We start from the raw sequence: 24,804 nt of genomic DNA, 5'->3' as shown, positions 1-24,804 counted from the left end.
ATCGGCTCGCCCGGATTAACCTTGTCCGCGAGCCGATTGAACCAGCCAATCGGGAATGCGTCGCTCCAGGTAGTAACCGGGCGTGCGCAGCGTGCCATCGACAAAGCCGACATGCCCACCCTTGGTCTGCAGTTCAAATTGCGTGCAGGCCGACAGTTCGCTGGACACCGGCAAGCTGTAGGGAAAGACAAACGGATCGTCAGCCGCCTGGATGATCAGCGTCGGCGTGCGGATTTCACCGAGGAAATAGCGGCTGGAGGCACGGCGGTAGTAGTCGTGCGCGTCTTCGAAGCCATGCAGCGGCGCGGTCACTCGGCCATCGAAATCCCAGAAGGTGCGCATGTTGTCCAGCGAGCCCAGTTGGGCCAGTGTCGCCAGGCCCTCGTGACGGCCGTCGAGGAGGAACTGTCGCTCTTTGATCTTGATGTAGGCCAGCATCTCGCGCATGAAGTGCGCTTGGTAGACCTTGGAAAAGCCCTGGCCGATACGGTCTGCGCACTGGTCCAGGCGAAACGGCACCGAGACTGCCACGGCGCCCTGTAACTGGCTGTCACTGCCGGTTTCGCCCAGATGCTTGAGCAGCACGTTGCCCCCCAGTGAGTAGCCGACCGCGTACAGCGGCGCTAACGGGCGTGTCGCGCGCAGGTGATTGATCGCCGCCGCGAGGTCTTCGCTGACACCGGAGTGATAGCTGCGTGGCAACCGGTTCGGTTCGCCCGAACAGCCACGCCAGTTCAGCGCGACGCTGGCCCAGCCCCGGGCGGACAAGGCTTTTTGCAGGCCGGCGACGTAGGGTGAGTTCGACGACCCGGTCAGCCCATGCAGCACCAGCACCAAGGGCGTTTCAGCGCTGTGCGGTCCGTGCCAGTCGAGATCCAGGAAATCGCCGTCATCCAGCCACAGGCGTTCGCGTTGTCGGTCCAGGTGCGTGGTTTTACGCCACAGCGGCCCCCACAAGGTTTGCAGGTGCGGGTTGCCGAGGCCGAAGGCGGGGGTGAAGCGGTTTGGCGGTGTAGGCACGGTTGTACTCGATGCAGCGGTGCGCAACCTGTGCGCACCGGTTTCAAGCCGGTCGGTTAACCGGCGATCTCTGCCAGACGATGCCACAACGCGTAGTAGACCCGCCCGGATTTTTGCTCGCGGTGCAGGCGCCAGGCTCCCGGCAGGCCGAGCGTCGAAGGCGCGTTTTCGCTTTCCGTGTAGATCCACGCATTGTCGGCCAGCCATTGCCGCTCTTCCAGCAGGGTACACACGGCGGGTAGCAGGTTCTGGTTGAACGGCGGGTCCAGGAACACCAGGTCGTAGGCACTGGCCGGTTGGGTTTCCAGGTAGCGCAGGGCGTCGGCGGTTTGCACCTGGCCGACGGTGCAGCGCAGGGTGCCCAAATGCTCTTTCAGGCTGGAAACCGCCAGGCTGCTGGCATCCAGTGCCTGGCCCATGGCTGCGCCACGGGACAGGGCTTCGAGAAACAGCGCGCCGCTGCCGGCGAACGGGTCAAGCACCTTGGCCCCGGCCACGTAGGGCGCGAGCCAGTTGAACAGGGTTTCGCGCACGCGGTCTGGCGTCGGGCGCAAGCCCGGGGCGTCCGGGAAGCTCAGGCGACGGCTGCGCCACTCGCCGCCGATGATGCGCAATTGGTTCACGCCGTTGTGGACGTTGTGAGCGGGTTTCTTGGGACGCGATGGACTGGCCATTAATGCTCCGGAACCCCGAGCGGCTGCTCGGAAGGTTTGTCAGTAGGGGCCGGTAACGGCTTTTGCGGCACGGTAGGGCCAACGGTGACGATGACCATTTTATCCATGCTCAGGTGTTTATTCATGGCGGCGGTGACCTGTTCGACGGTCAGGTTCTGCGACTGCCGCATGAAATCCTCAAGGTAGGTCAGCGGCAAGTCGTAGAAGCCCATGGCACCCAGTTGGCCGACAATATCGGCGTTGCTGGCAGTGGACAGCGGGAAGCTACCGGCCAGTTCACGCTTGGCATCGTCGAGCTCTTTCGGGGTCGGACCCGTTTTAAGGTAGTCGGTCATGACGTCCTGTACCAGCTTGAGCGTGCCTTCGCTCATTTCGGCGCGGGTTTGCAGGTTGATCATGAACGGACCGCGGGCCTGCATCGGCGAGAAGCCCGAGTAGACGCCATAGGTCAGGCCGCGTTTTTCACGGACTTCGCTCATCAGCCGGGTGCCAAAACCACCGCCACCCAGAATCTGGTTGCCCATGGAGACGGCCGCGTAGTCCGGATCGTCACGGTCGATGCCCAATTGGGCGAGCATCAGGTTGGTCTGCTTGGACGGAAACTCGACGCGGCTGGTGCCGGGCTTGGGCTCCACTGGTTGCTCGATCTTGGCCAGCGCCGGGCCTTTGGGCAGGGCGGCGGAGACCTGGGCGGCAATCGCTTGCGCCTCGCTGCGCGACAGGTCGCCGACCAGCGCGATCACCACGTTGCCCGCTGCATAGGCTTTGGCGTGGAAGGCTTTGAGTTGTGCCAGGGTAATTTGAGGAATGCTCAGCGCATTGCCGTCGCTGGAGTGGGCATACGGATGCTGGCCGTACAGACGACGCATCAGTTCCAGGCTCGCCACTTTTGCCGAGTTCTGCTTCTGGTATTCGAAGCCCGCGAGCATCTGGTTCTTGATCCGTGCCAGCGAGTCGGCCGGGAGCGTCGGTTTGCCCACCACTTCAGCGAACAGCTTGAGGGCGGGTTCGCGTTTGTCTACCGCGCTCAGGCTGCGCAGCGAGGCAACCGCCATGTCCTTGTAGGCACCATTGCCAAAGTCGGCACCCAGGCCTTCGAAACCCTCGGCGATCTGGCTGACATCCTTGCCGGCAACGCCTTCGTTGAGCATGGCGTTGGTCAGCATCGCCAGCCCTGGCTTGTCGCCGTCCTGGCTGCTGCCGGCGGCGAAAATCAGGCGCATGTCGAACATTGGCAGTTCGGGGGCGGCCACGAACAGTACTTTTGCACCCTCGGCGGTGGTCCAGGTCTGAACGTCCAGCGTGCGATGGCTCGGCGCCTTGCCGTTGAGTTCCGCCAGCGATTGCAGCTTCTGGCTGGACTTGGCCTTGTCGAAGGCTTCGCTGGCCAAGGACTCATCGGTCCTGGAGAAATAGAAGGCGGCAGAGCCGATCAGGGCGACGGCGATCAGGCCGATCAGCGCCCGGCGCGTTGGTTTACGCTCACTCATGAGTCGTCTCCTGTGGCAGAACATGGGCGACGCTGAGACGTTCGCGGGTGAAATAGAGTCGGGCAGCTTTCTGGATGTCTTGCGGGGTCACGCTTTCCAGTTCGGCGAGTTCGCTGTCCATCAGTTTCCAGGACAGGCCGACGGTCTCCAGTTGGCCGATGGCGGTGGCCTGGCTGGTAATCGAGTCTCGCTCGTAGACCAGGCCGGCAATCACTTGGGCCCGCACGCGCTCCAGCTCTTCAGCGGACGGCTCCGTGGTCTTGAGCTGCTCCAGCAGTTTCCACAGGCCGGCTTCAGCCTGGGCCATGGTTTTGTGTTTCTGGGTGTTGGGGGTCGCCGAAAGGGTGAAGAGGCTGTCGCCGCGGGTATAGGCGTCATAGCTCGACGAGCCACCCGACACCAGTTCTTCGCCGCGTTCCAGTTGGGTCGGGATGCGCCCACTGTAGCCGCCATCCAGCAGGGCCGCGATCAGTCGCAGGGCGTTCACCGAGCGTTTGTCTTCGGTGGTGGCGATGCTTGGCACGTTGAAGCCCAGCATCAGGGCCGGCAGTTGGGTCTGCACTTTCAGGGTAATCAAACGCTCGCCGGGCTCGGCCAGCTCTCGCGGAATCTTGGCCGGTGGCACGTCGCGCTTGGCGATCGGCCCGAAGTAGCGCTGTGCCAAGGCTTTGACTTCGTCCGGGGTCACGTCGCCGACCACCACCAGTGTGGCGTTGTTCGGTGCGTACCAGGATTCATACCAGTGGCGCAGCTCTTCAACCTTCATGCGGTCCAGGTCGGCCATCCAGCCGATGGTCGGCGTGTGGTAGCCGCTGGCCGGGAAGGCCATGGCCTTGAAGCGCTCGAAGGCCTTGGACATCGGCTTGTCGTCGGTGCGCAGGCGACGTTCTTCCTTGATCACTTCGATCTCGCGGCTGAACTCGTCGGCCGGCAGGCGCAGGGTGGCCATGCGGTCGGCCTCCAGTTCAAACGCCACGCCCAGGCGATCACGGGCCAGCACCTGGTAGTACGCGGTGTAGTCATCGCTGGTGAAGGCGTTTTCTTCGGCGCCCAGGTCGCGCAGGATCAACGATGCTTCGCCGGGGCCGACTTTCTCGCTGCCCTTGAACATCATGTGTTCCAGTGCGTGGGACAAGCCGGTCTGGCCGGGGGTTTCGTAGCTGGAGCCGACCTTGTACCAGACCTGGGAAACCACCACCGGGGCCCGGTGGTCTTCGCGCACGACGACCTTGAGGCCGTTGTCGAGGGTGAATTCGTGGGTCGGTTGAGGGTCGGCAGCCAAAGCCGAAAGGGGCAGACAAACTGTGCTGAGCAGCAGGCCTGCGGCGCGGCGGGCTAGAGCATTCATTCGTTTTTAAACCTGTTGGGCTGCCCGCTTGGTCTTAGCGTCGGCGGGCTAGAGGGTGCTAGGATACTGATCCGATTTAACGGCGGCCACGCCTATCAGGCCTTTGATCGGTCGGTAGGTTGTATGGGTTTATGGAAGAAGCTTTGGGTTTATCAGCTAAACTCTGCGTTTTCGCCGACGATGCCGCTGCAGTCCTTCGTGTTAGTCGACCTTTGAGGTGCCGTTGGGCACTTCGACAAAATGTTGCGCGTGAACAAGCTGGGTCAAACGCAGTCTGTTCTGCATCGAATATTCAATTGCCGAGGCGCCACATTGGCGCGTCGCTACCGTGAGATAGCCGTCCTCCATGTTTGGTTCCAACGACGACAAGAAGAACCCAGCTGCGGCTGGCGAGAAGAAAAGCCTGTTCGGATGGCTGCGCAAAAAGCCGCAGGAACCCGTCGTCGAACAGCCACAGGCGCTTCCCGAGGTTGCGCCCGAGCCGGTTGTCAACGCCGCGCCGGTTGCCGAAGCACCGGCTCCCGTGGTGGTACCGCCGGTCGAGCCGGTACTGCAGCCGGTCGTCGAACCGCAACCTGAGGTGGTGATCAAACTGCCGCCTGTCGCCGAAGTCGCGCATAAGCCATGGTTGACCCTGCCCGTACCGGAAGAGCCGGTTGCGTTGGTCGAAGACGAGCAAGCGCCCCATGTCACGCCACCGATTCCCGCGCCGACCGTGGTCCAGCAAGCCGTAGAACTGTTGGTGGGCGAGCCGAAGTCGCTGGTCGAACCGACGCTCGAGCCGCTGGAAGTTGAAGAGCCTGACCTGCCACAGCCGATCATCGCCGCGTTTGTGGCGCCAGAGCCTGTGCCAACCCCGGCTCCAGCTCCAATCCCGGTTGTAACCCCAACCCCGATCACTGTCGTGCCAACTCCGGCCCCAGTGACCTCGCCGGCCCCGATCGCCGCCGAGCCTGCACCAATGCCGGTTGCAGCGGTCGCCGCGGAACAGGAAGCGCCTCAACCTGCGCGCACTGAAGAGGCCAAGGCCGGCTTTTTTGCCCGCCTCAAGCAAGGTTTGTCAAAAACCAGCGCCAGCATCGGCGAGGGCATGGCCAGCCTGTTCCTGGGCAAAAAGATCATCGATGACGAGCTGCTCGAAGACATCGAGACCCGCTTGCTGACCGCTGACGTGGGGGTCGAGGCGACCTCGGTGATCATCCAGCGGCTGACCCAGAAGGTTGCGCGCAAGGAGCTGGCCGATGCCGACGCTCTGTACAAATCCCTCCAGGCCGAGCTGGCTGAGATGCTCAAGCCGGTCGAGCAGCCGCTGAAGATCGTGGCGCAGAACAAGCCGTTCGTGATTCTGGTGGTTGGCGTCAATGGCGCCGGCAAGACCACCACCATCGGCAAACTGGCGAAGAAGCTGCAACTCGAAGGCAAGAAAGTCATGCTCGCGGCGGGCGACACCTTCCGTGCCGCGGCAGTCGAGCAGTTGCAGGTCTGGGGCGAGCGCAACAAGATCCCGGTGATCGCCCAGCACACAGGCGCCGACTCGGCTTCGGTGATCTTCGATGCCGTGCAGGCCGCCAAGGCGCGCAACATTGATGTCTTGATCGCCGACACCGCCGGTCGCCTGCACACCAAAGACAACCTGATGGAAGAGCTGAAGAAGGTTCGCCGGGTGATCGGCAAGCTCGACGCCGACGCACCGCACGAGGTGTTGCTGGTGCTCGACGCCGGTACCGGCCAGAACGCCATCAACCAGGCTAAGCAATTCAACCAGACGGTCGAGCTGACAGGCCTGGCCCTGACCAAGCTCGATGGCACGGCCAAGGGTGGGGTGATTTTCGCCCTGGCCAAGCAGTTTGGCCTGCCGATTCGCTACATTGGTGTCGGTGAAGGCATCGACGATTTGCGTACCTTTGAAGCAGAACCCTTTGTCCAGGCACTGTTTGCCGAGCGGGAGCGTTAATGATTCGTTTCGAACAGGTCGGTAAGCGCTACCCGAACGGTCACGTCGGCTTGCATGAGCTGAGCTTTCGAGTCCGTCGTGGCGAGTTTTTGTTTGTAACCGGTCACTCCGGGGCCGGTAAAAGTACCCTGTTGCGACTGTTGCTCGCCATGGAGCGCCCAACCTCAGGCAAGCTGCTGCTGGCCGGGCAGGACCTGTCGACCATCAGCAACGCGCAAATCCCGTTCCTGCGTCGGCAGATCGGCGTGGTGTTCCAGAACCACCAGTTGCTGTTCGACCGCACGGTGTTCAACAACGTCGCCTTGCCGTTGCAGATCCTGGGCTTGTCCAAGGCGGAGATCGCCAAGCGCGTGGACTCGGCCCTGGAGCGTGTGGCGTTGTCGGACAAGACCGACCTGTACCCGGGTGACCTGTCTACCGGTCAGCAACAGCGTGTCGGCATCGCCCGCGCCATCGTCCATCGCCCGGCCCTGCTGCTGGCGGATGAACCGACCGGTAACCTCGATCCGCGGCTGGCGGCGGAAATCATGGGTGTCTTTGAAGACATCAACCGTCTGGGCACCAGCGTATTGATCGCCAGTCACGACCTGGCGCTGATTGCCCGCATGCGTCATCGCATGCTGACCTTGCAACGTGGCCGATTGATCGGCGACGGGGAGGCCGCGGTATGAGTGCTACCCGTAGTCCGAAGGTTTCCGAGCGAGTGGCCCCGAAGGCCGCCGATCCGCAACCGCAAAAGAATAACCGCGATGAAGACGATGGCCCGGATTTCAAGACCTTGCTGCATGCCTGGATTGAAAGCCATCGCGCCAGCCTGCTCGACAGCCTGCGTCGCCTGGGCAAGCAGCCGATTGGCAGCTTCTTCACCTGCCTGGTGATGGCGGTTGCCCTGAGTTTGCCGATGGGTCTGTCACTTTTGCTGAATAACGTCGAGCGCCTGGGCGGCTCCTGGCAGCGTGCGGCGCAGATCTCGCTGTACCTGCAACTCGACGCCAGCGCCAGCGAAGGCGAGCAACTGCGCGAGCAGATCAATGCCCTGCCAGGCGTGGCCGAGGCCGAGTACATCGGTCGCGAGCAGGCGCTGGAAGAGTTCCAGCAGCAGTCGGGACTGGGTGAAGCGCTCAAGGAGCTGCCGGAAAACCCGCTGCCTGGCGTGGTGCTGGTGACGCCGAAGGAGGTCGACAAAGCGGCGCTTGAAGCATTAAGACAAAGACTTTCCGAGTTGCCGAAGGTACAGCAGGCGCAACTTGATCTAGTCTGGGTCGAGCGTTTGGCGGCGATACTCAAGCTGGGCGAGCGGTTTGTCTTCGGTCTGACCGTGTTGCTGGTTTCTGCATTACTTTTGGTGATAGGCAATACCATTCGTCTTCATATTGAAAACCGCCGCACCGAGATAGAAGTGATTAAACTGGTCGGCGGCACTGACAGCTATGTGCGTAGGCCCTTTCTGTATATGGGGGCGCTGTATGGCTTCGGCGCGGGGATCCTTTCCTGGGGTGTCCTGGCATTCGGCCTCAACTGGCTGAATGACGCGGTAACAGGGTTGGCTGGCCTGTACGGCAGTAATTTCGCACTGGCCGGGGTGCCGGCAGCCGATGGTCTGTCTCTCTTGCTAGGTGCGGTGTTGTTGGGGTATATCGGTGCGTGGATTGCGGTGGCACGCCATTTGAGAGAGCTTGCCCCGAAGTAGTGTCTTTTTGCTTGTATGTCCTTTCAGCGTGTAGGGGAACTTGTCCTTCGGTTTCCGGTCAATTTTCGCAGTGCTGAACTGCACGAGTTATGTGAGTCGGAGGTTTTTTCGTATGACCACTTCTTTGCAACCTGCTTATGCTCTGGTCCCAGGCGCGAACCTGGAGGCTTATGTGCACACGGTGAACAGCATTCCATTGCTGACACCGGAGCAGGAGCGTGAACTGGCCGAGAGTCTCTACTATGAGCAGGATTTGGGGGCGGCTCGGCAGATGGTGCTCGCCCACCTGCGTTTTGTTGTACATATTGCCCGCAGCTATTCCGGCTACGGCCTGGCCCAGGCTGACCTGATCCAGGAAGGCAACGTTGGCCTGATGAAGGCGGTCAAGCGCTTCAACCCGGAGATGGGTGTGCGCCTGGTGTCTTTTGCCGTGCACTGGATCAAGGCGGAGATCCACGAATTCATCCTGCGCAACTGGCGCATCGTGAAAGTCGCAACCACCAAGGCCCAGCGCAAACTGTTCTTCAACCTGCGCAGCCAGAAAAAACGCCTGGCATGGCTGAACAACGATGAAGTCCATCGCGTGGCTGAAAGCCTCGGCGTGGAGCCGCGGGAAGTGCGCGAGATGGAAAGCCGGCTGACCGGCCACGACATGGCGTTTGACCCGGCTGCCGAAGCGGATGACGACAGCGCATTCCAGTCGCCGGCCAACTATCTGGAAGACCATCGGTACGACCCGGCGCGTCAACTGGAAGATGCCGACTGGAGCGACAACTCCACCAGCAACCTGCATGAGGCACTGGACGTGCTGGACGACCGCAGCCGCGACATTCTCTACCAGCGCTGGCTGGCCGAAGAGAAAGCCACGCTGCACGACCTGGCGCAGAAGTACAACGTGTCGGCCGAGCGTATCCGTCAGCTTGAAAAGAGCGCGATGAACAAGCTCAAGCTGTCGATTGCCGCGTAACTTTCTTGCTGGCAATAAAAAACGCCCTGATCACTGATCGGGGCGTTTTCGTTTGTGGTACCTGATCGTAATCGGCAGAAAGGACTTATTGAGACCACGGTGCCCGGCGCGAATCGTTGAGCCCCAGCAGGTAACTGTCCCCACCCAGTTGACTCATCTGTCGCCGAATCCAGCCGGCACGGCGTGCGACATAACTGCTTGGATGGCTGGCGCTCCAGACCCGTGGGTTGGGCAGTACCGCAGCCAGCAGGCTGGCTTGCTGGCGGCTCAGTGAGCGGGCGCTGACGCCAAAGTGATGCCGTGCGGCAGCTTCGGCGCCAAACACGCCCTCATCCCATTCCACGCTGTTGAGGTACACCTCGAGAATCCGCTGCTTGGGCCAGAAGATTTCGATCAGCGCGGTAAACCAGGCTTCCAGGCCCTTGCGCAGCCAGCTGCGACCCGACCACAGGAACAGGTTCTTGGACACTTGCTGGCTCAGGGTACTGGCGCCGCGGATCGAACCACCGCGTTCGTTGTGGGCAAAGGCGGCCTGTATGGCGCCAAAGTCAAAGCCCCAGTGCTCGGGAAACTTCTGGTCTTCGCCGGCCATGACCGCGACCTTCAGGTCGTCGGAGATGTTGTCCCACGGCTCCCAGTCACGTTGCAGGTCAATGGGTTCGCCGTCGAACCAGGATTCGATCTTGCGCTCGACCATCAGTGTGGTCCCCGGTGGCGGGACAAAACGGAACACCAGCACCAGCAATACGCTGCCGCCCACGAACCAGAGCAGGACTTTCGTGAAGCGTTGGAGAAATATACGCAGCATAGAGATGGCTTGGCCGAACCCGTCGAGCCGGCCATTATACAGACCCTGCCCGATGAATCTGACTGGAGTTCCTCATGCTGCGTGGCTTTTTGATGCTGGCTGCTTTCTTCGGTTTTACCGGCGTCGCCCTGGGCGCATTTGCCGCCCATGGCCTCAAGGGCCGCCTGAGCAGCGAATACCTGGCAATCTTTCATACCGGCGTCACCTATCAGTTGGTACACACCCTGGCGTTGCTGGGTGTCGCACTGCTGGCCACGCAGATTCCCGGACGGTTGATCACGTGGGCGGGTGTCTCGTTTGCCCTCGGAATCCTGTTGTTTTCCGGCAGCCTGTACCTGCTGACGCTTACGGGTGTCGGCAAGCTGGGCATCGTCACGCCCTTCGGTGGCCTGGCCTTCCTGGCTGGCTGGGTTTGCCTGGGGCTTGCCGCCTGGCGCCTGGGCTGACTTGCGAGTCCATTTCAAGACGAATGGCTTGGGTCGGCCTGACTGATCGGGCTAGAATGCTGGCCCCTAAAAATGATGGCGGCATCCGGCATGCGCATTCAGTTGAACGGCGAATCCCTTGAACTGCCCGACGGTGAAACCGTTGCGGCCCTGCTGACCCGTCTGGACCTGACCGGACGCCGGGTGGCGGTCGAACTCAACCTGGATATCGTCCCGCGCAGTCAGCATGCAGACACCGCGTTGAACGACGGCGACAACGTCGAAGTGGTGCACGCCATCGGCGGCGGCTAGCCGCCAAACACTGTGAAAACTGCTGCGCTCGGAAATACTGCGTTAAAAACAGGCTCGGAATGCTCATTTACAACCCGTAAACTCCGCTTCCTCGCCTGTTTTTGCCTTGTCTTTCCTTCGCTCGCGACGTTTTCACAGCGTTTGGTTTATAAGGAATTCTGCAAGTACCTCACCCCTATAGAGGATTTCCCATGAGCATCGTTCGCAGCGACAAGCCTTTCGTCCTGGCCGGTCGTACTTACCAGTCGCGTTTGCTGGTCGGTACCGGCAAGTACCGTGACATGGAAGAAACCCGCCTGGCCATCGAAGCCTCGGGTGCCGAGATCGTCACCTTCGCCGTGCGCCGCACCAACCTTGGCCAGATCGAGGGCGAGCCGAACCTGCTCGAAGTGCTGTCGCCGGATCGCTACACCTTCCTGCCGAACACCGCCGGTTGCTACGACGCCATCGAAGCCGTGCGCACCTGCCGCCTGGCCCGTGAGCTGCTCGATGGCCATAACCTGGTGAAGCTGGAAGTGCTGGCTGACCAGAAAACCCTGTTCCCCAACGTGATCGAAACCCTCAAGGCCGCCGAAACGCTGGTCAAGGAAGGCTTCGACGTGATGGTTTACACCAGTGATGATCCGATCATCGCCCGTCAACTGGCGGAAATCGGCTGTATCGCGGTGATGCCGCTGGCCGGTCTGATCGGCTCCGGTCTGGGGATCTGCAACCCGTACAACCTGCAGATCATCCTGGAAGAAGCCAAGATTCCGGTGCTGGTGGATGCTGGTGTCGGTACTGCTTCCGACGCCACCATCGCCATGGAACTGGGTTGTGATGCCGTGCTGATGAACTCGGCCATTGCCCACGCCCAGCAGCCGGTCATGATGGCGCAAGCCATGAAACACGCCATTGTGGCAGGTCGCCTGGCCTACCTCGCCGGGCGTATGCCAAAAAAACTCTATGCCAGCGCCTCCTCGCCGCTGGATGGTCTGATCAAGTAAGAGCCATTGATGACTGAATCGAACGACACGCCAATCCAGACGGAAGAAGGCGAAGAGCGCCAACACCGCCGTATCAAGAGTTTCGTGATGCGCGCCGGGCGCATGACCGAAGGCCAGCAAAAAGGCCTGGAGCAGGGCACGCCGCTGTTCGTCCTGCCACTGGCCGATGCGCCGGTGGATTTTGACCAGGTGTTCGGTCGCTCGGCACCGCGCTCGCTGGAAATCGGCTTCGGCATGGGCCATTCGCTGCTGGAAATGGCCGCGGCTTCGCCGGACCAGGACTTCATTGGCGTTGAAGTACACCGTCCGGGTGTCGGCGCGCTGCTCAATGGCGTGCTGACACAAGGCCTGACCAACCTGCGGGTCTACGATTGCGATGCGATCGAAGTGCTCAACCGTTGCGTGGCCGACAACAGCCTGGATCGCCTGATGCTGTTTTTCCCGGACCCGTGGCACAAGAGCCGTCACCACAAGCGCCGTATCGTTCAGGCGTCGTTCGCTGAGCTGGTGCGCAGCAAGTTGAAGGTTGGCGGTGTGCTGCACATGGCCACTGACTGGGAACCGTACGCTGAGTACATGCTGGAAGTGATGAACGTCGCGCCGGGGTATCGCAACCTGGCCGAAGACGGCAAATGCGTACCGCGCCCGGCCGAACGCCCGATCACCAAGTTCGAACGCCGTGGCGAACGGCTTGGGCACGGGGTGTGGGATCTGAAGTTCGAAAAACAGTCGTAGGAGCGAGCTTGCTCGCGAAAAACTACAAAGCAGCGCGGGGCTTCAGATGCCCCGCGTTTTCGTTAACAATCATCGCGAGCAAGCTCGCTCCTACAGTGGATTTGTATAGGGCGCAGGGTCAGCGGCGGTCGGCTACGACGCCGATCAACACCAATACCACCAACAACACCGGTGCCAGGCTGTAGTTGTTGAACTGACTCAAGCCCTTGACGATCAAGGGCGTGGCGTAGATCAGGGCTGCACCGCTGCCGATCACGCACAGCAGGGCCATCATCGGCACGCGCAAGGCGCCCGCGATGTTGCCCAGGCGTTGCTCGACCCAGCCTTTGAAGTCCGCGCCAAACAGCACCAGCAAACACCCCACCAATGCCAGAGCGATTTCTGACAGATTTCCGCGACTCCAGCGAGATACGGTGGCGAGCAGGTCGAGTACCAAATCCATTCGATTTCCTTATGTCAGAAAGTTCTGCAACAAGTCATTGAGGAACAGTTGTCCGCGCATCGTCGCCGCCAGACGTGACGGTTCGACCTGCAACAAGCCACTTTGTTCGGCCTCTCGCCGGCCTTCGGCAAGGCTTTCCAGGGTCAGCCCGGTGCGCTCCGGATACAGTCGCGCCTCCACACCCTCGGTCAGGCGCAGGGCGTTCATCAGGAACTCGAACGGCAACTCGTCATTGGTCAGGGCTTTCTCGCCCGCCTGGAAGCTCTTGGCCGGGTTGAGGTAGTCCTTGGGCAGGCGAGTCTTCCAGGTGCGCACGATGCGCCCGTCCGGATGGCTGAGCTTGCCGTGGGCGCCGGCACCGATGCCGATGAAGTCGCCGAAACTCCAGTAGTTGAGGTTATGCCGCGCCGCGCGACCGGATTGGGCGTAGGCCGAGACTTCGTACTGCGCATAACCGTGTTCGGCTAACAGCGCCTGGCCAGCCTCCTGAATGTCCCACAGGGTGTCGTCTTCCGGCAGCGTCGGCGGCTGGTTCCAGAACACCGTGTTCGGCTCCAGTGTCAGCTGATACCAGGACAGGTGGGTCGGGTTCAGGGCGATGGCCTGGCGCAGGTCGCCCAGGGCGTCCTCCAGGGACTGGTCGGGCAAGCCGTGCATCAAGTCCAGGTTGAAGTTGTCGAACCCGGCCTGACGGGCCATGCCGGCGGCACGCACCGCTTCGTCGCCGTTGTGGATTCGTCCCAGGGCCTTGAGTTTCTCTTGCTGGAAACTCTGGATGCCAATCGACAAGCGATTGATGCCCAGCGCTCGATAGGCGACGAACTTCTCTTGTTCGAAGGTGCCCGGGTTGGCTTCCAGGGTGATTTCGATGTCGCTGGCGAACGGGATGCGTTGCTCCACGCCTTTGAGCAGTCGGCCCAGCGCCTGGGCACTGAACAGGCTGGGCGTGCCGCCGCCGAAGAAGATCGAGCTCAGTTCGCGGCCATACACGGCATGCAGGTCCTGGTCGAGGTCGGCCAGCAGGGCGTCGACATACTCTTCTTCCGGCAGCACTACGCTTGCGGTGTGGGAGTTGAAGTCGCAATAAGGGCATTTGCGTACGCACCACGGGATGTGGATGTACAGCGCCAGGGGCGGCAGTGTTGGCAGCGCGGCCCGAGACGAGGGTGCGGCGCCGCCGAAGATCAGCGGCGACGCGGTGGGGTCGTGGGTCATTTCAGGCTCAGGCGTTGGCGCAGCAATTCCATTGCGCGGGCGCGGTGGCTGAGCTGGTTCTTCTCGGTCGGGCCCAGTTCGGCGCTGGAGCAGTCGCGCTCCGGGACCCAGAACAGCGGGTCGTAGCCAAAGCCGTGTTCGCCGCTGGCCTGGGTCAGGATGCGCCCGTGCCACAGGCCTTCGCAGAGAATCGGCAGCGGGTCATCGGCGTGACGCACCAGCGCCAACACACAGACGAACTGCGCGCCGCGCTCGGTTTCAGGCACATCCTTGAGCGCATCGAGCAGCTTGGCATTGTTGGCCGCATCGCCCTGGCCGTCGGCATAGCGCGCCGAGTAGATGCCCGGCGCACCACCGAGGAAGTCCACCGCCAGCCCCGAATCGTCGGCCAGCGCCGGCAAGCCGGAAATACGTGCCGCGTTACGGGCCTTGAGGATGGCATTCTCGACGAACGACAGGCCGGTCTCTTCAGGCTCGACGCTGCTGAACTCGCCGATCGAGCGCAGGTGCACCGAGTCGCCGAGCATGGCCTGGAGTTCCTTGAGTTTGCCGGCGTTGTGGCTGGCCAGTACGAGTTGCGTGAAGTTGATCATTGGCCAGGGAAGAGCTCTTGGTTGAAATTGATGGTGTTGATTTTGTCGCCGGTCTGCACCTTGATGTCAAAGGTGCGGGTTTCCTGCTGGTCCACCGGGTACTGAGCGATGTAGTAGACCGCGCCTTGTTCGGTGATCTGCTTGAACTTCAGCGTCACGCTCTGGCTGGTCAGGTCTTTCACGGTGCCGGTGACGTTGGCGATCATCGGCTTGCCGTCCTTGATCACCGAGACGTTGATCACACCCTGGTTCTTGCTGCGGACCAGTTCGGCGCCTTTGGCGATGTCGGGTGTCAGGTAGGTGGAGTTGAAGGTGTTGTAGTGCACCGTCACGTCACCGAAGGTTTCCTGGCGCTCGCCTTTGATGACGTCGGCTGCCATGGCGCTGACGCTCAGGCAGGCTGTAACTAGAAAAAGAGCTAGACGCCCCATGATCGTTCTCCTCGAAATGTCCGGATTAAACCGCTACCTGGTGATCCTGCAGGCCAGGACTGCTGACGCGGTAGATGCCAATCTCACCTAATAGATTAGGCCATAGCTTACTGGCCCACCCGTGGCGGTGTTGTTGATCGACGGCAAGCCGATCGATAACGCGGGCTTCCCGTTCGCGACACAGGGCTTCAAAGTCTTCGAACGTGCAGAAGTGGATGTTCGGCGTGTTGTACCAGGTGTACGGTAAAAACTCCGAAACCGGCATCCGGCCCTTGCTCGCCAGGTACCAGCGGCAGCGCCAGTGACCGAAGTTGGGGAAGGTGATGATGCACTGGCGGCCGACCCGCAGCATCTCGTCGAGGATCTTGTCCGGGTAATGCACGGCTTGCAGGGCCTGGGTCATGACCACGATGTCGAAACTGTTGCTGGCAAAGTTGCCCAGGCCCTTGTCCAGGTCCTGTTCGATGACGTTGATGCCCTTGGCGATGCACTCGGCAATGTTGTCCGGGTCGTTTTCCAGGCCGTAGCCGGTGACTTGCTTGTGGTCGCGCAGCCAGGTCAGCAGCTCGCCATCACCGCAACCGAGGTCGAGCACGCGGCTGCCGGCGGGGATCCATTCCTGGATGATTTCCAGATCAGCTCTCATGGCTTTCTCACACCGTAATTCGGTTCATGTAGTTACTGAACGCCTGCAAGTAGCGCGGGATCGGAATCAGGAAGGCGTCGTGGCCTTGCGGAGCGTCGATTTCTAGGTAGCAAACGTCTTTCCTGGCCGCCATCAGCGCGTCCACCAGTTCCCGCGAGCGGGCCGGGGAGAAGCGCCAGTCGGTGGTGAAGGACATCACGCAGAAGCTGGCCTTGGCCCCGGCGAAGGTTTTCGCCAGGTTATCGTCGAAGTTCGCCGCCGGATCGAAGTAATCCAGTGCCTTGGTCATCAACAGGTAGGTATTGGCGTCGAAACGCCCGGAGAACTCTTCGCCCTGATAACGCAGGTAGCTTTCGACCTGGAACTCGACACTGTGAAAGTCGTAGTTGAGCTTTTCGCTCTTGAGGCCGCGGCCGAATTTCTCGCCCATGGAGTCGTCGGACAGGTAGGTGATATGCCCGACCATCCGCGCCAGCATCAACCCGCGCTTAGGGATCACCCCGGCTTCCTGGAAGGAGCCGCCGTGGAATTCGGGGTCCGTGAGGATCGCCTGGCGCGCCACTTCGTTGAAGGCGATGTTTTGCGCCGACAATTTGGGGGCCGAGGCAATCGCCAGGCAGTGGCGGATGCGATCGGGGTAGGTGATGCTCCATTGCATCGCCTGCATGCCGCCCAGGCTGCCACCGATGACGGCAGCCCATTGCGTGATGCCGATGCGGTCCGCCAGGCGCGCCTGACTGTGGACCCAGTCTTCCACGGTCAGCACCGGGAAGTCGGCACCGAATGGCTTGCCGGTGTCCGGGTTGGTGCTGCTCGGGCCGGTGGAGCCGTTGCAGCCGCCAAGGTTGTTCAGGCTGACAACGAAGAACCTGTTGGTGTCGATCGGCTTGCCGGGGCCTATGCAGCTGTCCCACCAACCGGGCTTGCGGTCGTCAGGGCTGTGGAAACCCGCGGCGTGATGATGGCCGGACAGGGCGTGACAGATCAGCACGGCGTTGCTCGCCGTGGCGTTCAGCGTGCCGTAGGTTTCATAGATCAGGTCATAGGCTGGCAAGGAGCGGCCGCAGGCAAGGGCCAGGGGCTCACTGAAGTGCGCCACCTGGGGCGTCACCAGGCCAACGGAATCGGCGGGAAAGGCAGTTGGCATCGACCCTGCTCTCGTTGAAATGAGGCGTAAGTCTAAAGACCGCTGCCCCTGGCAGCAAGCGACGACCACTCGTTCCCACGCGCGAGCGCGGGAATCATCAGGGTGGTGTCAGCCCCGGTAAATCCGGCAGCCTCTTCGGCGAGCAGATCCGCACCCGTTTCTGCCGGTTCAGCTCCCCGCTGATCAAGCTGACCTGGCTCTTGGATACCCCAAACGCCTTGGCCAGAAACGCCATCAGGTAGGCGTTGGCCTTGCCTTCGACCGGCGGGGCGGTGAGGCGGATCTTCAGGCGATCACCATGCAGCCCGGCGAAATCATCGCTACGGGCCGCAGGTTGCAGGTGGCACTCAAGGATCAGGTCATCGCCGTCCCAGCGAAAGTAGCTCATCAGATCAGCCCGAGCAGCCCCTGCGGCATGAGGGCATAGTACGCAAGGCGTGGGATCAGCCAGCTTTGCAGCAACTGGATCACGATAAACGCGAAGATCGGCGAGATGTCGAGACCGCCCAGGTTCGGCACGAGGCGACGGAACGGGGCGAGTACCGGCTCAGTAATCTGCATGACCAGCTCTGCGCCCGGATTGTGGCTCCCCGGGGCGACCCAGGACAGAATCACACTGATGATCATCGCGTAGAACAGAATATTCAAAAACAGCGAGAAAATGGCGATCAGTGCCCAAGGCACTAAAAACAACCAGTCGATCTGGAAGCCCTTGAGCAGCAGGATGACCGCTATCAGCACCATCTGCACGATCAGCGCGAGTACAAGTGACGACATGTCGAGCCCGAACATGCTCGGGATTACCCGGCGTAGGGGCTTGAGCAGCGGTTGAGTGGCTTTCACGGCGAACTGGCAGAGCGGGTTGTAAAAATTCGCCCGAACCAATTGCAGGATGAAGCGCAACATCACGATCAACAGGTACAGGCTGCCCAAGGTTTTAATTACGAAAATGGCAGCATCATTGAGTCCAAGCATTATTGATTCCTTTGTAAGAGCTGATTAGCGACCCAGTTGTTCGGCCATTTCGGCCGAGCGGTGTGCCGCAGCATCCAGTGCGCTTTCGACCAGCGCTTCGAAACCGCCGGCCTGGAAGGTTTTGATCGCCGCTTCCGTGGTGCCCGCAGGCGAAGTCACGCGACGGCGCAGTTCGGCGGCGTCGACGTCACTGGCAACCGCCATGTGGGCGGCACCCAGCGCGGTCTGCAAGGTCAGTCGGGCGGCGGTTTCCCGTGGCAGGCCCAGTTTCTCGCCGGCCGCGGTCATGGCTTCGATCAGCAGGAAGAAATACGCCGGGCCGCTGCCGGATACGGCGGTGACCGCGTCCAGTTGCTGCTCTTCGTCGAGCCACAAGGCGATGCCGACCGCCGACAGCAGCTCTTCGGCTTGCTGGCGTTGCTCGGCGCTCACTTCGCCCGTGGCGTACAAACCACTCACGCCCTGGCGCAACAGCGCCGGGGTGTTGGGCATGCACCGCACGATCGGCTGGGCGCCGAGCCAGCGGGTCATGCTGGCGCAGGTGATCCCGGCCGCAATCGACACCACCAACTGATTCGGCGCAAGGCTTGGGCGCAGGGCTTCACACACGGCTTTCATGGCCTGGGGCTTGACCGCCAGCACCACCACGTCAGCACCCTGGACGGCGTCAGCGTTGTCGGCAAATACGTCGATGCCGTGCTCGGCATTCACCCGTGCACGGGTTTCGGCGCCGGGATCGCTGGCGCGGATCCGGGCGGCATCCAGACCTTTGGCGCGCAGGCCGCCAATCAGGCTGGCGGCCATGTTGCCGGCACCAATAAAGGCAATACGAGTCTTGCTCATGACAGGTCCTTATAGAGAGGTGAGTCAGCCACGGTCATGGCTGGCCATAATCGCGGGCACCAAACAGGGCCGTACCGATGCGGACCCAGGTAGCGCCCTGGGCAATGGCCGACTCCAGGTCGTGGCTCATGCCCATGGACAGTGTATCGAGTGGCAGATTGAGGCGTTCTTGCAGGCTTGTGTTCAGTTCGCGAACGGCGGCAAAGGCTGCGTCCTGCTCGGCGCGAGCGTCGGTTGGCTCCGGGATCGCCATCAAGCCACGCAATCTCAGACGAGGCAGGGCGCTGATGGCGCTGGCCAGCTGCGGCAAGTCGGCGGGAGTGCAGCCAGACTTGCTGGCCTCGCCGCTGACGTTGACCTGAATACAGATGTTCAGGGGCGGCAGGTCGGCAGGACGTTGTTCGGACAGGCGTTGTGCAATTTTCAAACGATCCACGGAATGCACCCAAGCGAAGTTCTCGGCGATAGCGCGCGTCTTGTTCGATTGAATGGGGCCGATGAAGTGCCAGGACAAGGGCAGGTCAGTCAAATCCTGCTGCTTGCCCAGGGCTTCCTGCAGATAATTCTCGCCAAAGTCCCGCACGCCGGCGGCGAAGGCTTCGCGCACCGCCTCGCTGGGCTTGGTCTTGCTGACGGCCAGCAGCCGGACACTGTGTTCGACGCGGTGTGCGGCCTGTTCCGCCGCGCGGATGCGCGCAGCTACCTGTGAAATATTGTCTGCTATCGTGGACATTCAAGGGACGCCGGCAGTCTGAGGTTCGCGGCATTCTACTGGAATTGAGGAGTTCAATGGATATCACGGAACTGCTGGCGTTCACTGTCAGGCAGGGCGCATCGGACTTGCATCTGTCGACCGGGTTGCCTCCGATGATCCGGGTGGATGGCGATGTGCGGCGCATCAACCTGCCGGCCCAGGATGCAAGGCAGGTCAATGAGCTGATCCGCGCCATCATGAGTCAACAGCAGCAGGCCGAGTTCGAGCAGGTGCTGGAGACCGATTTTGCCTTTGAGGCATTGGGTGTGGCGCGTTTTCGGGTCAATGCCTTCCATCAGCATCGCGGGCCCGGTGCGGTATTTCGCAGCATCCCGGCAAAAGTGCCGAGCCTGGACGAGCTTGACATGGGGGATGTGTTTCGCCGTATTGCCGAGCTGCCACGGGGATTGGTGCTGGTCACCGGGCCTACGGGGTCCGGCAAGTCGACCACCCTGGCCGCGATGATCGATCACCTGAACAGTCACCGGCATCAGCACATCCTGACCATCGAGGACCCGATCGAATTCGTCCACGAGCCGCGCAAATGCCTGATCAATCAGCGTGAGGTCCATCGTGATACCCGCAGTTTCAGTGCGGCGCTGCGCTCAGCCCTGCGTGAAGACCCGGACGTGATCCTGGTGGGCGAGATGCGTGACCCGGAAACCATTCGCCTGGCACTCACGGCTGCCGAAACCGGACACCTGGTGTTTGGCACGTTGCACACCACCTCGGCCGCCAAGACCATCGACCGGGTCGTGGATGTGTTTCCGGGCGCGGAGAAGGCCATGGTCCGCTCGATGCTCGCCGAGTCGTTGCAGGCGGTGATTTCCCAGGCGCTGATCAAGAAGGTCGGGGGTGGCCGGGTGGCGGCTCATGAAATCATGCTTGGTACCTCGGCGATCCGTAACCTGATCCGTGAAGACAAGGTGGCGCAGATGTACTCGTCGATTCAGACCAGCGGATCGTTGGGGATGCAGACCCTGGACATGGGCCTGAAGTCGCTGGTGAACAAAGGCCTGATCAGCCGCGAGCATGCGCGGGAAAAGGCGCGGTCACCGGAAGGTTTTTGAGAGGGGGGCAAACCAGTGGCGAGGGAGCAGGCTCCCTCGCCACGCTGATTCTGCGTTCAATCAGCGCTGGGCGATGCGCATGGTGTTCGGCTCTTTCGGCAGAACCCGCTTGGCAACCACGTAGTGGCTGTTCCAGTACGGTTTGTTCAAGGTGTCGATGGACACCGACTTGCCGCGACGTGGCGCATGGATGAAGCGGTCGTTGCCCAGGTAGATGGCAACGTGGTTCACCCGGCGGCTCTTGAGCTTGAAGAAAATCAGGTCGCCGGGTTTCAGGTCCTTGCGCTCGACTTTCAACCCGTGACCGCTGGCCATGGCATTGGAGGTGCGTGGCAGATCGATCTCGGCGACGTCATTGAAGGCGTATTTCACCAGGCCGCTGCAATCAAAGCCTTTACTTGGGCTGCTGCCGCCCCAACGATAAGGCGTACCGAGCACGTTCACCGCGCGGCTCAATACATCGCTGCTCTGCTTGGGCGCCATGGGCGGAACCATGTTGGCCTTGCTCAGTTGAGTCGGGCTTTTTACCGAGTGTTTGTTTTTGCTGGTAGCGGCAGAAACATGAGATTTAGGGGTGTAACCATTAACGTTCGGAAGACGTTGCTCACGATTGGTGGCGTGGGCGGCCAGTGGCAGTAATAGGCAAATGGTTAGCCATGTCTTGAAAAATGGACGCATTAGGCAGGGCTCGTATAAGTTAGCGCGCAACTTTATAACAGCTTTTTTGTCCGTTCCGAGGCCGCTGGTCGATTCAATCTGGCGGTCAAACGCGGTAAAGACGCGGCAAACTGACGCAATTGTCGGACAGAAGTCAGGTGTTACAAGGCCTGGACGGAAGTGACGGTAGCATTTGCCATACGTCGGGCGCCTGTAAAAAAGTCACAAAGAATTCAAGAATATTTATCTATCGCGTGGTTCGAGGTCTTTATGAACACCTATCAACAGCCTGCAATGCATCAAGATACGCACAGCAAGGTCATCGGTTACCTGCTGTGGATTTTCGGATTCACCGGCGCCCATCGCTTCTATTACGGCAAGCCCGTGACCGGGACGATCTGGTTTTTCACCTTCGGCTTGCTGGGGATTGGCTGGCTGATCGACTTGTTCCTGATCCCGGCCATGGATCGCGAAGCGGATCTGCGTTTTACCGCAGGGCCGATCGAATACAACGTTGCCTGGATTCTGCTGACATTTCTCGGCGTGTTCGGTTTGCACCGGATGTATCAGGGGAAATGGATCAGCGGATTGCTGTACCTGTTGACGGGTGGTTTGTTCTTGATTGGGGTGCTGTACGACTTCTGGACGTTGAATGACCAGGTTTCGATTCGCAACGCGCAGAGTCGTTAAGCAGGTGGAGTAGGAGCGAGCGTGCTGATGGACGTTAACGATAACGCGTGTTTTCTGATTAAACGCGTTGCGCTTGAGTTCATCGCGAGCACGCTCGCTCCTACACTTTGCCCCCTCAAGCCTGGTGGCTGATCCGGCCGTCCACCAAGGTATAGCGCACCACACCCGGCAGACTGTGGCCGACAAACGGGCAGTTTTCACCCTTCGACAGCCAGTTCTCGCCCGCTACGGTAGACGCAGCAGGGTCAAACACCACCAGGTCCGCCTGAGCACCCACCGCCAGCTTGCCCGCGGGCAGGCGCAGGGCCTCGGCCGGACCGGCGCTCAAGCGGGCGAGCAGGGTCGGCAGGTCGAGCAAGCCGTCTTCCACCAGGGTCAAGGCCAGCGGCAACAGCAGCTCAACACTGCTGATGCCTGGCTCGGTCGCACCGAACGGCGCCAGCTTGGCATCACGCTCGTGGGGTTGGTGATGGCTGGAGATCGCTTGCACCACCCCGGACTTCACTGCAGCACGCAGGCCATCGCGGTCAGCGCGGGTGCGCAGCGGCGGTTGCACGTGATACAGGCTGTTGAAGTCGATCAGCGCCTCATCGGTGAGGATCAACTGATACAGCGCCACGTCGGCCGTCACCTTCAACCCTCGGGCCTGCGCCTGGGCAATCAGGGCCACACCGCGAGCGCTGGTGAGCTGGCTGAAGTGCGCACGCACGCCGGTCTGCTCCACCAGCAACAGGTCACGGGCCAGGGCCACGGTTTCAGCGGTTTCCGGAATCCCCGGCAAACCGAGGAAGCTGGCGGTCGGGCCTTCGTGAGCCAGGCCGCCTTCGGCCAGGTCATGATCCTGAGAGTGGAAGATCACCGTCAGGTCGAAGGTGGCCGCGTACTCCAGCGCCCGGCACAGGGTGCGGGTGTTGCGGAAACTGTCCAGGCCGTTGCCGAACGCCACGCAGCCGGCATCGCGCAGGGCAATGAGTTCTGCAAGCTGTTCGCCATCCAGGCCTTTGCTCAATGCGCCAATCGGGAACACCTTGGCGTTGCCGGCCTCGCGGGCGCGGTCGAGGATCAGTTCGGCCACGGCCGAGGTGTCCAGCACCGGCTTGGTCCGTGGTGGGCAGCACAGGCTGGTGACACCGCCAGCCGCCGCGGCACGGGTTTCACTGGCAATCGTGCCTTTGCGGCTGTAGCCCGGTTCACGCAGGGCGACGTTCAGGTCGACCAGGCCGGGGGCGACCACCAGGCCTTGAGCCTCGATGGTTTGAGCCGCGACGAAACCGGCAGGCGCGGCGCCAATGGCGACGATCTTGCAGGCTTCGACGTGGATATCGCTGACTTGATCCAGGCCACTGCTTGGATCGATGACGCGGGCGCCGAGAATGCTGAGCTTCACTGGGCGTTCTCCTGCTCGAATTGGCGCTGGGCAGTTTGCCCGCTCATGGCCATGGACAATACGGCCATACGAATGGCGATCCCGTAGGTCACCTGATTGAGAATCACCGAGTGCGGACCATCGGCCACCGCCGACTCAATCTCCACCCCGCGGTTGATCGGTCCCGGGTGCATGACGATGCAATCCGGTTTGGCCCCGGCCAGGCGTGCAGTGGTCAGGCCGAACAGACGGTAGAACTCGCCTTCGCTCGGTAGCAGGCCACCGGTCATGCGTTCACGCTGCAGGCGCAGCATGATCACCACGTCGACGTCTTTCAGGCCTTCGGTCATGTCGGTGTAGACCTTCACACCGTATTGCTCGATGCCGATCGGCAGCAGGGTTTTTGGCGCGATCACGCGGATGTCCGGGCAACCGAGGGTTTTCAGGGCCAGCATGTTCGAACGAGCAACCCGCGAATGCAGGATGTCGCCGACGATGGCCACCGAGAGGTTTTCGAAGCTGCCTTTGTGCCGACGGATGGTGAGCATGTCGAGCATGCCCTGGGTCGGGTGGGCGTGACGGCCGTCACCACCGTTGATGATCGCCACTTGTGGGCAGACATGCTCGGCGATGAAGTGCGCGGCGCCGGAGTCGCCGTGCCGCACGACGAACATGTCGGCGGCCATGGCTTCCAGGTTGCGCAGGGTGTCGAGCAGGGTTTCGCCCTTGCTCGCCGACGAGGTCGACACGTTCAGGGTGATCACGTCCGCCGACAGCCGCTGGGCCGCCAGTTCGAAGGTGGTACGGGTGCGGGTGGAGTTTTCGAAGAACACGTTGCATACGGTCTTGCCGCGCAGCAACGGGACCTTCTTCACCGCCCGGGCGCCGACTTCAAGGAACGAGTCGGCGGTGTCGAGGATTTCCGTCAACAGCTCACGGCGCAGGCCGTCGAGCGAGAGGAAGTGGCGCAGCTGGCCCTGATCATTGAGCTGCAGCGGGCGCTTGGTGTCTGGAGGCGTCATCGCAATGGACTCTTTAAAAGGGCGAATTAAAGGGCGAGGTCTTGCAGTTCAAGCTTGAGTTCCGGTCCCGACAGCTTGACCCGCTCATGGGGCGGCAGGGGCAGCGTGGCGCCGACAACATCCGGGCTGATGGGCAGCTCACCGGCGTCCAGGTCCAGCAGGCAGACCAGGGTGACGCTGGCCGGGCGGCCGTAATCGAAGAGTTCGTTCAGGGCGGCGCGGATGGTTCGGCCGCTCATCAGCACGTCATCGATCAGCACCAGGTGCTGGCCCTCGATCTCGAACGGCAGCTCGGACGGGCGCACTTGTGGGTGCAGGCCGTTCTGGCTGAAGTCGTCACGGTAGAAGGAAACATCCAGGGTGCCCAATGGCGAATCGCTGCCAAGCGCTTCGAGCAAGGCTTGAGCGACCCACACGCCACCGGTGCGAATACCGATGTAGCGCGGTTCGCTGATGCTGCGATGTTCAAGGTGGGCCTTGAGGTCGATCGCCATCTGGCTGATCAGTTCGGCGGGATTGGGCAGGCTCATGGTTGCTCCTTCTT

At 61.5% G+C, this 24,804-nt stretch carries 30 protein-coding genes; 10 read left to right on the top strand and 20 right to left on the bottom strand.

Features of this window, described 5'->3' with window-relative positions; genetic code table 11:
• Positions 1 to 15: 15 nt before the first annotated feature.
• The 5 genes from CKW29_RS13320 to CKW29_RS13300 all read right to left on the bottom strand — a co-directional run bounded on the left by CKW29_RS13320 (position 16) and on the right by CKW29_RS13300 (position 4,880).
• Positions 16 to 1,020 carry a hydrolase gene (locus CKW29_RS13320; RefSeq protein ID WP_095146046.1) on the bottom strand — a complete coding sequence of 335 codons (1,005 nt, stop codon included), beginning with the start codon at positions 1,018 to 1,020 and terminating at the stop codon, positions 16 to 18.
• Between the two features lie 56 nt (positions 1,021 to 1,076).
• Complete coding sequence (gene rsmD / locus CKW29_RS13315) at positions 1,077 to 1,694, bottom strand: 16S rRNA (guanine(966)-N(2))-methyltransferase RsmD (protein ID WP_095146048.1); 618 nt, start codon at positions 1,692 to 1,694, stop codon at positions 1,077 to 1,079.
• Positions 1,694 to 3,184 (bottom strand): pitrilysin family protein, encoded by a 1,491-nt coding sequence (locus CKW29_RS13310; RefSeq protein WP_095146050.1) that lies wholly within the window; start codon positions 3,182 to 3,184, stop codon positions 1,694 to 1,696. Before CKW29_RS13310 ends, rsmD begins: the two co-directional genes overlap by 1 nt.
• Positions 3,177 to 4,532, bottom strand: a complete 1,356-nt coding sequence (locus tag CKW29_RS13305; RefSeq protein WP_095146051.1) for a pitrilysin family protein — start codon at positions 4,530 to 4,532, stop codon at positions 3,177 to 3,179. Before CKW29_RS13305 ends, CKW29_RS13310 begins: the two co-directional genes overlap by 8 nt.
• 201 nt (positions 4,533 to 4,733) lie before the next feature.
• Positions 4,734 to 4,880: a hypothetical protein gene (locus CKW29_RS13300; protein ID WP_172736571.1), complete on the bottom strand. Its 147-nt coding sequence runs from the start codon at positions 4,878 to 4,880 to the stop codon at positions 4,734 to 4,736.
• Between CKW29_RS13300 and ftsY the strand changes: the two genes are divergently transcribed.
• From ftsY to rpoH, 4 genes are all read left to right on the top strand, one after another.
• The gene (gene ftsY, locus CKW29_RS13295) at positions 4,879 to 6,486 is read left to right on the top strand and encodes a signal recognition particle-docking protein FtsY (RefSeq protein WP_095146053.1); all 1,608 of its coding nucleotides are present in this window, start codon (positions 4,879 to 4,881) and stop codon (positions 6,484 to 6,486) included. The two genes, CKW29_RS13300 and ftsY, sit on opposite strands and share 2 nt — an antisense overlap.
• Complete coding sequence (gene ftsE / locus CKW29_RS13290) at positions 6,486 to 7,157, top strand: cell division ATP-binding protein FtsE (RefSeq protein WP_007975383.1); 672 nt, start codon at positions 6,486 to 6,488, stop codon at positions 7,155 to 7,157. Before ftsY ends, ftsE begins: the two co-directional genes overlap by 1 nt.
• The gene (gene ftsX / locus CKW29_RS13285; RefSeq protein ID WP_095146055.1) at positions 7,154 to 8,176 is read left to right on the top strand and encodes a permease-like cell division protein FtsX; all 1,023 of its coding nucleotides are present in this window, start codon (positions 7,154 to 7,156) and stop codon (positions 8,174 to 8,176) included. Before ftsE ends, ftsX begins: the two co-directional genes overlap by 4 nt.
• Before the next feature lie 112 nt (positions 8,177 to 8,288).
• A complete protein-coding gene (gene rpoH / locus CKW29_RS13280; protein WP_095146057.1) occupies positions 8,289 to 9,143 on the top strand; it encodes an RNA polymerase sigma factor RpoH in 855 nt (284 codons plus the stop codon).
• Between the two features lie 85 nt (positions 9,144 to 9,228).
• On the opposite strand, the gene mtgA is transcribed toward rpoH, so the two are convergent.
• Complete coding sequence (mtgA, locus tag CKW29_RS13275) at positions 9,229 to 9,951, bottom strand: monofunctional biosynthetic peptidoglycan transglycosylase (protein ID WP_095146059.1); 723 nt, start codon at positions 9,949 to 9,951, stop codon at positions 9,229 to 9,231.
• Between the two features lie 74 nt (positions 9,952 to 10,025).
• On the opposite strand from mtgA, the gene CKW29_RS13270 reads away from it, so the two are divergent.
• The 4 genes from CKW29_RS13270 to trmB all read left to right on the top strand — a co-directional run bounded on the left by CKW29_RS13270 (position 10,026) and on the right by trmB (position 12,409).
• Entirely contained in the window at positions 10,026 to 10,397 is a 372-nt protein-coding gene (locus CKW29_RS13270; protein ID WP_095081545.1) for a DUF423 domain-containing protein, read from the top strand.
• Positions 10,398 to 10,487: 90 nt separating this feature from the next.
• Positions 10,488 to 10,688: a sulfur carrier protein ThiS gene (gene thiS, locus CKW29_RS13265; protein WP_162184594.1), complete on the top strand. Its 201-nt coding sequence runs from the start codon at positions 10,488 to 10,490 to the stop codon at positions 10,686 to 10,688.
• Positions 10,689 to 10,879: 191 nt separating this feature from the next.
• Positions 10,880 to 11,674, top strand: coding sequence for a thiazole synthase (locus CKW29_RS13260; protein ID WP_095146061.1), 795 nt, complete (start codon positions 10,880 to 10,882; stop codon positions 11,672 to 11,674).
• Positions 11,675 to 11,683: 9 nt separating this feature from the next.
• Entirely contained in the window at positions 11,684 to 12,409 is a 726-nt protein-coding gene (trmB, locus tag CKW29_RS13255) for a tRNA (guanosine(46)-N7)-methyltransferase TrmB (protein WP_095146062.1), read from the top strand.
• Positions 12,410 to 12,527: 118 nt separating this feature from the next.
• Here trmB and CKW29_RS13250 read toward each other — a convergent pair whose 3' ends face one another.
• The 10 genes from CKW29_RS13250 to CKW29_RS13205 all read right to left on the bottom strand — a co-directional run bounded on the left by CKW29_RS13250 (position 12,528) and on the right by CKW29_RS13205 (position 19,434).
• Positions 12,528 to 12,851, bottom strand: coding sequence for a DUF3392 domain-containing protein (locus CKW29_RS13250; protein WP_095081541.1), 324 nt, complete (start codon positions 12,849 to 12,851; stop codon positions 12,528 to 12,530).
• 9 nt (positions 12,852 to 12,860) lie between these two features.
• Positions 12,861 to 14,066 carry a radical SAM family heme chaperone HemW gene (gene hemW, locus CKW29_RS13245; RefSeq protein ID WP_095146064.1) on the bottom strand — a complete coding sequence of 402 codons (1,206 nt, stop codon included), beginning with the start codon at positions 14,064 to 14,066 and terminating at the stop codon, positions 12,861 to 12,863.
• Positions 14,063 to 14,659 carry an RdgB/HAM1 family non-canonical purine NTP pyrophosphatase gene (rdgB, locus tag CKW29_RS13240; protein WP_095146066.1) on the bottom strand — a complete coding sequence of 199 codons (597 nt, stop codon included), beginning with the start codon at positions 14,657 to 14,659 and terminating at the stop codon, positions 14,063 to 14,065. Before rdgB ends, hemW begins: the two co-directional genes overlap by 4 nt.
• Entirely contained in the window at positions 14,656 to 15,090 is a 435-nt protein-coding gene (locus CKW29_RS13235; RefSeq protein ID WP_095146068.1) for a DUF4426 domain-containing protein, read from the bottom strand. The genes rdgB and CKW29_RS13235 overlap by 4 nt, the downstream gene beginning before the upstream one ends.
• Before the next feature lie 25 nt (positions 15,091 to 15,115).
• A complete protein-coding gene (gene metW, locus CKW29_RS13230; protein WP_095081535.1) occupies positions 15,116 to 15,736 on the bottom strand; it encodes a methionine biosynthesis protein MetW in 621 nt (206 codons plus the stop codon).
• Between the two features lie 7 nt (positions 15,737 to 15,743).
• A complete protein-coding gene (locus CKW29_RS13225) occupies positions 15,744 to 16,883 on the bottom strand; it encodes a homoserine O-acetyltransferase (protein ID WP_095146070.1) in 1,140 nt (379 codons plus the stop codon).
• Between the two features lie 97 nt (positions 16,884 to 16,980).
• Positions 16,981 to 17,271, bottom strand: a complete 291-nt coding sequence (locus CKW29_RS13220; protein WP_095146071.1) for a DUF167 domain-containing protein — start codon at positions 17,269 to 17,271, stop codon at positions 16,981 to 16,983.
• Complete coding sequence (locus tag CKW29_RS13215) at positions 17,271 to 17,858, bottom strand: YggT family protein (protein ID WP_095146073.1); 588 nt, start codon at positions 17,856 to 17,858, stop codon at positions 17,271 to 17,273. The genes CKW29_RS13220 and CKW29_RS13215 overlap by 1 nt, the downstream gene beginning before the upstream one ends.
• 24 nt (positions 17,859 to 17,882) lie before the next feature.
• Positions 17,883 to 18,701 carry a pyrroline-5-carboxylate reductase gene (proC, locus tag CKW29_RS13210; RefSeq protein WP_095146075.1) on the bottom strand — a complete coding sequence of 273 codons (819 nt, stop codon included), beginning with the start codon at positions 18,699 to 18,701 and terminating at the stop codon, positions 17,883 to 17,885.
• Positions 18,702 to 18,735: 34 nt separating this feature from the next.
• Positions 18,736 to 19,434, bottom strand: a complete 699-nt coding sequence (locus tag CKW29_RS13205; RefSeq protein ID WP_095146077.1) for a YggS family pyridoxal phosphate-dependent enzyme — start codon at positions 19,432 to 19,434, stop codon at positions 18,736 to 18,738.
• Positions 19,435 to 19,490: 56 nt separating this feature from the next.
• Between CKW29_RS13205 and CKW29_RS13200 the strand changes: the two genes are divergently transcribed.
• Positions 19,491 to 20,525 carry a type IV pilus twitching motility protein PilT gene (locus CKW29_RS13200; protein ID WP_095146078.1) on the top strand — a complete coding sequence of 345 codons (1,035 nt, stop codon included), beginning with the start codon at positions 19,491 to 19,493 and terminating at the stop codon, positions 20,523 to 20,525.
• A 60-nt stretch (positions 20,526 to 20,585) separates the two neighbouring features.
• Here CKW29_RS13200 and CKW29_RS13195 read toward each other — a convergent pair whose 3' ends face one another.
• On the bottom strand, positions 20,586 to 21,203 hold the full coding sequence (locus tag CKW29_RS13195; protein WP_095146080.1) for a C40 family peptidase: 618 nt from the start codon (positions 21,201 to 21,203) through the stop codon (positions 20,586 to 20,588).
• Positions 21,204 to 21,452: 249 nt separating this feature from the next.
• Here CKW29_RS13195 and CKW29_RS13190 point away from each other — a divergent pair, with 249 nt between their 5' ends.
• Complete coding sequence (locus CKW29_RS13190) at positions 21,453 to 21,872, top strand: NINE protein (protein ID WP_095081518.1); 420 nt, start codon at positions 21,453 to 21,455, stop codon at positions 21,870 to 21,872.
• 115 nt (positions 21,873 to 21,987) lie between these two features.
• Here CKW29_RS13190 and CKW29_RS13185 read toward each other — a convergent pair whose 3' ends face one another.
• The 3 genes from CKW29_RS13185 to pyrR are packed head-to-tail and all read right to left on the bottom strand — an operon-like array spanning position 21,988 to position 24,790.
• Positions 21,988 to 23,259: a dihydroorotase gene (locus CKW29_RS13185; RefSeq protein ID WP_095146082.1), complete on the bottom strand. Its 1,272-nt coding sequence runs from the start codon at positions 23,257 to 23,259 to the stop codon at positions 21,988 to 21,990.
• The gene (locus CKW29_RS13180) at positions 23,256 to 24,260 is read right to left on the bottom strand and encodes an aspartate carbamoyltransferase catalytic subunit (RefSeq protein WP_095146083.1); all 1,005 of its coding nucleotides are present in this window, start codon (positions 24,258 to 24,260) and stop codon (positions 23,256 to 23,258) included. Before CKW29_RS13180 ends, CKW29_RS13185 begins: the two co-directional genes overlap by 4 nt.
• Before the next feature lie 26 nt (positions 24,261 to 24,286).
• Positions 24,287 to 24,790: a bifunctional pyr operon transcriptional regulator/uracil phosphoribosyltransferase PyrR gene (gene pyrR, locus CKW29_RS13175; RefSeq protein ID WP_095146085.1), complete on the bottom strand. Its 504-nt coding sequence runs from the start codon at positions 24,788 to 24,790 to the stop codon at positions 24,287 to 24,289.
• Positions 24,791 to 24,804 lie beyond the last annotated feature (14 nt).

The organism is Pseudomonas sp. Irchel s3a18 (assembly GCF_900187535.1).
Taxonomy (GTDB): domain Bacteria; phylum Pseudomonadota; class Gammaproteobacteria; order Pseudomonadales; family Pseudomonadaceae; genus Aquipseudomonas.
This window is presented reverse-complemented; position numbering and strand designations above follow the sequence as displayed.

Coding starts and splice junctions, on each gene's coding strand:
- proC (WP_095146075.1), bottom strand. CDS start 18,701: ATGAGCAAGACTCGTATTGCCTTTATTGGTGCCGGCAACATGGCCGCC.
- mtgA (WP_095146059.1), bottom strand. CDS start 9,951: ATGCTGCGTATATTTCTCCAACGCTTCACGAAAGTCCTGCTCTGGTTC.
- ftsY (WP_095146053.1), top strand. CDS start 4,879: ATGTTTGGTTCCAACGACGACAAGAAGAACCCAGCTGCGGCTGGCGAG.
- CKW29_RS13250 (WP_095081541.1), bottom strand. CDS start 12,851: ATGGATTTGGTACTCGACCTGCTCGCCACCGTATCTCGCTGGAGTCGC.
- ftsX (WP_095146055.1), top strand. CDS start 7,154: ATGAGTGCTACCCGTAGTCCGAAGGTTTCCGAGCGAGTGGCCCCGAAG.
- CKW29_RS13215 (WP_095146073.1), bottom strand. CDS start 17,858: ATGCTTGGACTCAATGATGCTGCCATTTTCGTAATTAAAACCTTGGGC.
- hemW (WP_095146064.1), bottom strand. CDS start 14,066: ATGACCCACGACCCCACCGCGTCGCCGCTGATCTTCGGCGGCGCCGCA.
- CKW29_RS13195 (WP_095146080.1), bottom strand. CDS start 21,203: ATGCGTCCATTTTTCAAGACATGGCTAACCATTTGCCTATTACTGCCA.
- rpoH (WP_095146057.1), top strand. CDS start 8,289: ATGACCACTTCTTTGCAACCTGCTTATGCTCTGGTCCCAGGCGCGAAC.
- rdgB (WP_095146066.1), bottom strand. CDS start 14,659: ATGATCAACTTCACGCAACTCGTACTGGCCAGCCACAACGCCGGCAAA.
- CKW29_RS13200 (WP_095146078.1), top strand. CDS start 19,491: ATGGATATCACGGAACTGCTGGCGTTCACTGTCAGGCAGGGCGCATCG.
- CKW29_RS13225 (WP_095146070.1), bottom strand. CDS start 16,883: ATGCCAACTGCCTTTCCCGCCGATTCCGTTGGCCTGGTGACGCCCCAG.
- metW (WP_095081535.1), bottom strand. CDS start 15,736: ATGAGAGCTGATCTGGAAATCATCCAGGAATGGATCCCCGCCGGCAGC.
- rsmD (WP_095146048.1), bottom strand. CDS start 1,694: ATGGCCAGTCCATCGCGTCCCAAGAAACCCGCTCACAACGTCCACAAC.
- pyrR (WP_095146085.1), bottom strand. CDS start 24,790: ATGAGCCTGCCCAATCCCGCCGAACTGATCAGCCAGATGGCGATCGAC.
- trmB (WP_095146062.1), top strand. CDS start 11,684: ATGACTGAATCGAACGACACGCCAATCCAGACGGAAGAAGGCGAAGAG.
- CKW29_RS13310 (WP_095146050.1), bottom strand. CDS start 3,184: ATGAGTGAGCGTAAACCAACGCGCCGGGCGCTGATCGGCCTGATCGCC.
- CKW29_RS13205 (WP_095146077.1), bottom strand. CDS start 19,434: ATGTCCACGATAGCAGACAATATTTCACAGGTAGCTGCGCGCATCCGC.
- CKW29_RS13270 (WP_095081545.1), top strand. CDS start 10,026: ATGCTGCGTGGCTTTTTGATGCTGGCTGCTTTCTTCGGTTTTACCGGC.
- CKW29_RS13300 (WP_172736571.1), bottom strand. CDS start 4,880: ATGGAGGACGGCTATCTCACGGTAGCGACGCGCCAATGTGGCGCCTCG.
- CKW29_RS13305 (WP_095146051.1), bottom strand. CDS start 4,532: ATGAATGCTCTAGCCCGCCGCGCCGCAGGCCTGCTGCTCAGCACAGTT.
- thiS (WP_162184594.1), top strand. CDS start 10,488: ATGCGCATTCAGTTGAACGGCGAATCCCTTGAACTGCCCGACGGTGAA.
- CKW29_RS13235 (WP_095146068.1), bottom strand. CDS start 15,090: ATGGGGCGTCTAGCTCTTTTTCTAGTTACAGCCTGCCTGAGCGTCAGC.
- CKW29_RS13260 (WP_095146061.1), top strand. CDS start 10,880: ATGAGCATCGTTCGCAGCGACAAGCCTTTCGTCCTGGCCGGTCGTACT.
- CKW29_RS13190 (WP_095081518.1), top strand. CDS start 21,453: ATGAACACCTATCAACAGCCTGCAATGCATCAAGATACGCACAGCAAG.
- CKW29_RS13180 (WP_095146083.1), bottom strand. CDS start 24,260: ATGACGCCTCCAGACACCAAGCGCCCGCTGCAGCTCAATGATCAGGGC.
- ftsE (WP_007975383.1), top strand. CDS start 6,486: ATGATTCGTTTCGAACAGGTCGGTAAGCGCTACCCGAACGGTCACGTC.
- CKW29_RS13220 (WP_095146071.1), bottom strand. CDS start 17,271: ATGAGCTACTTTCGCTGGGACGGCGATGACCTGATCCTTGAGTGCCAC.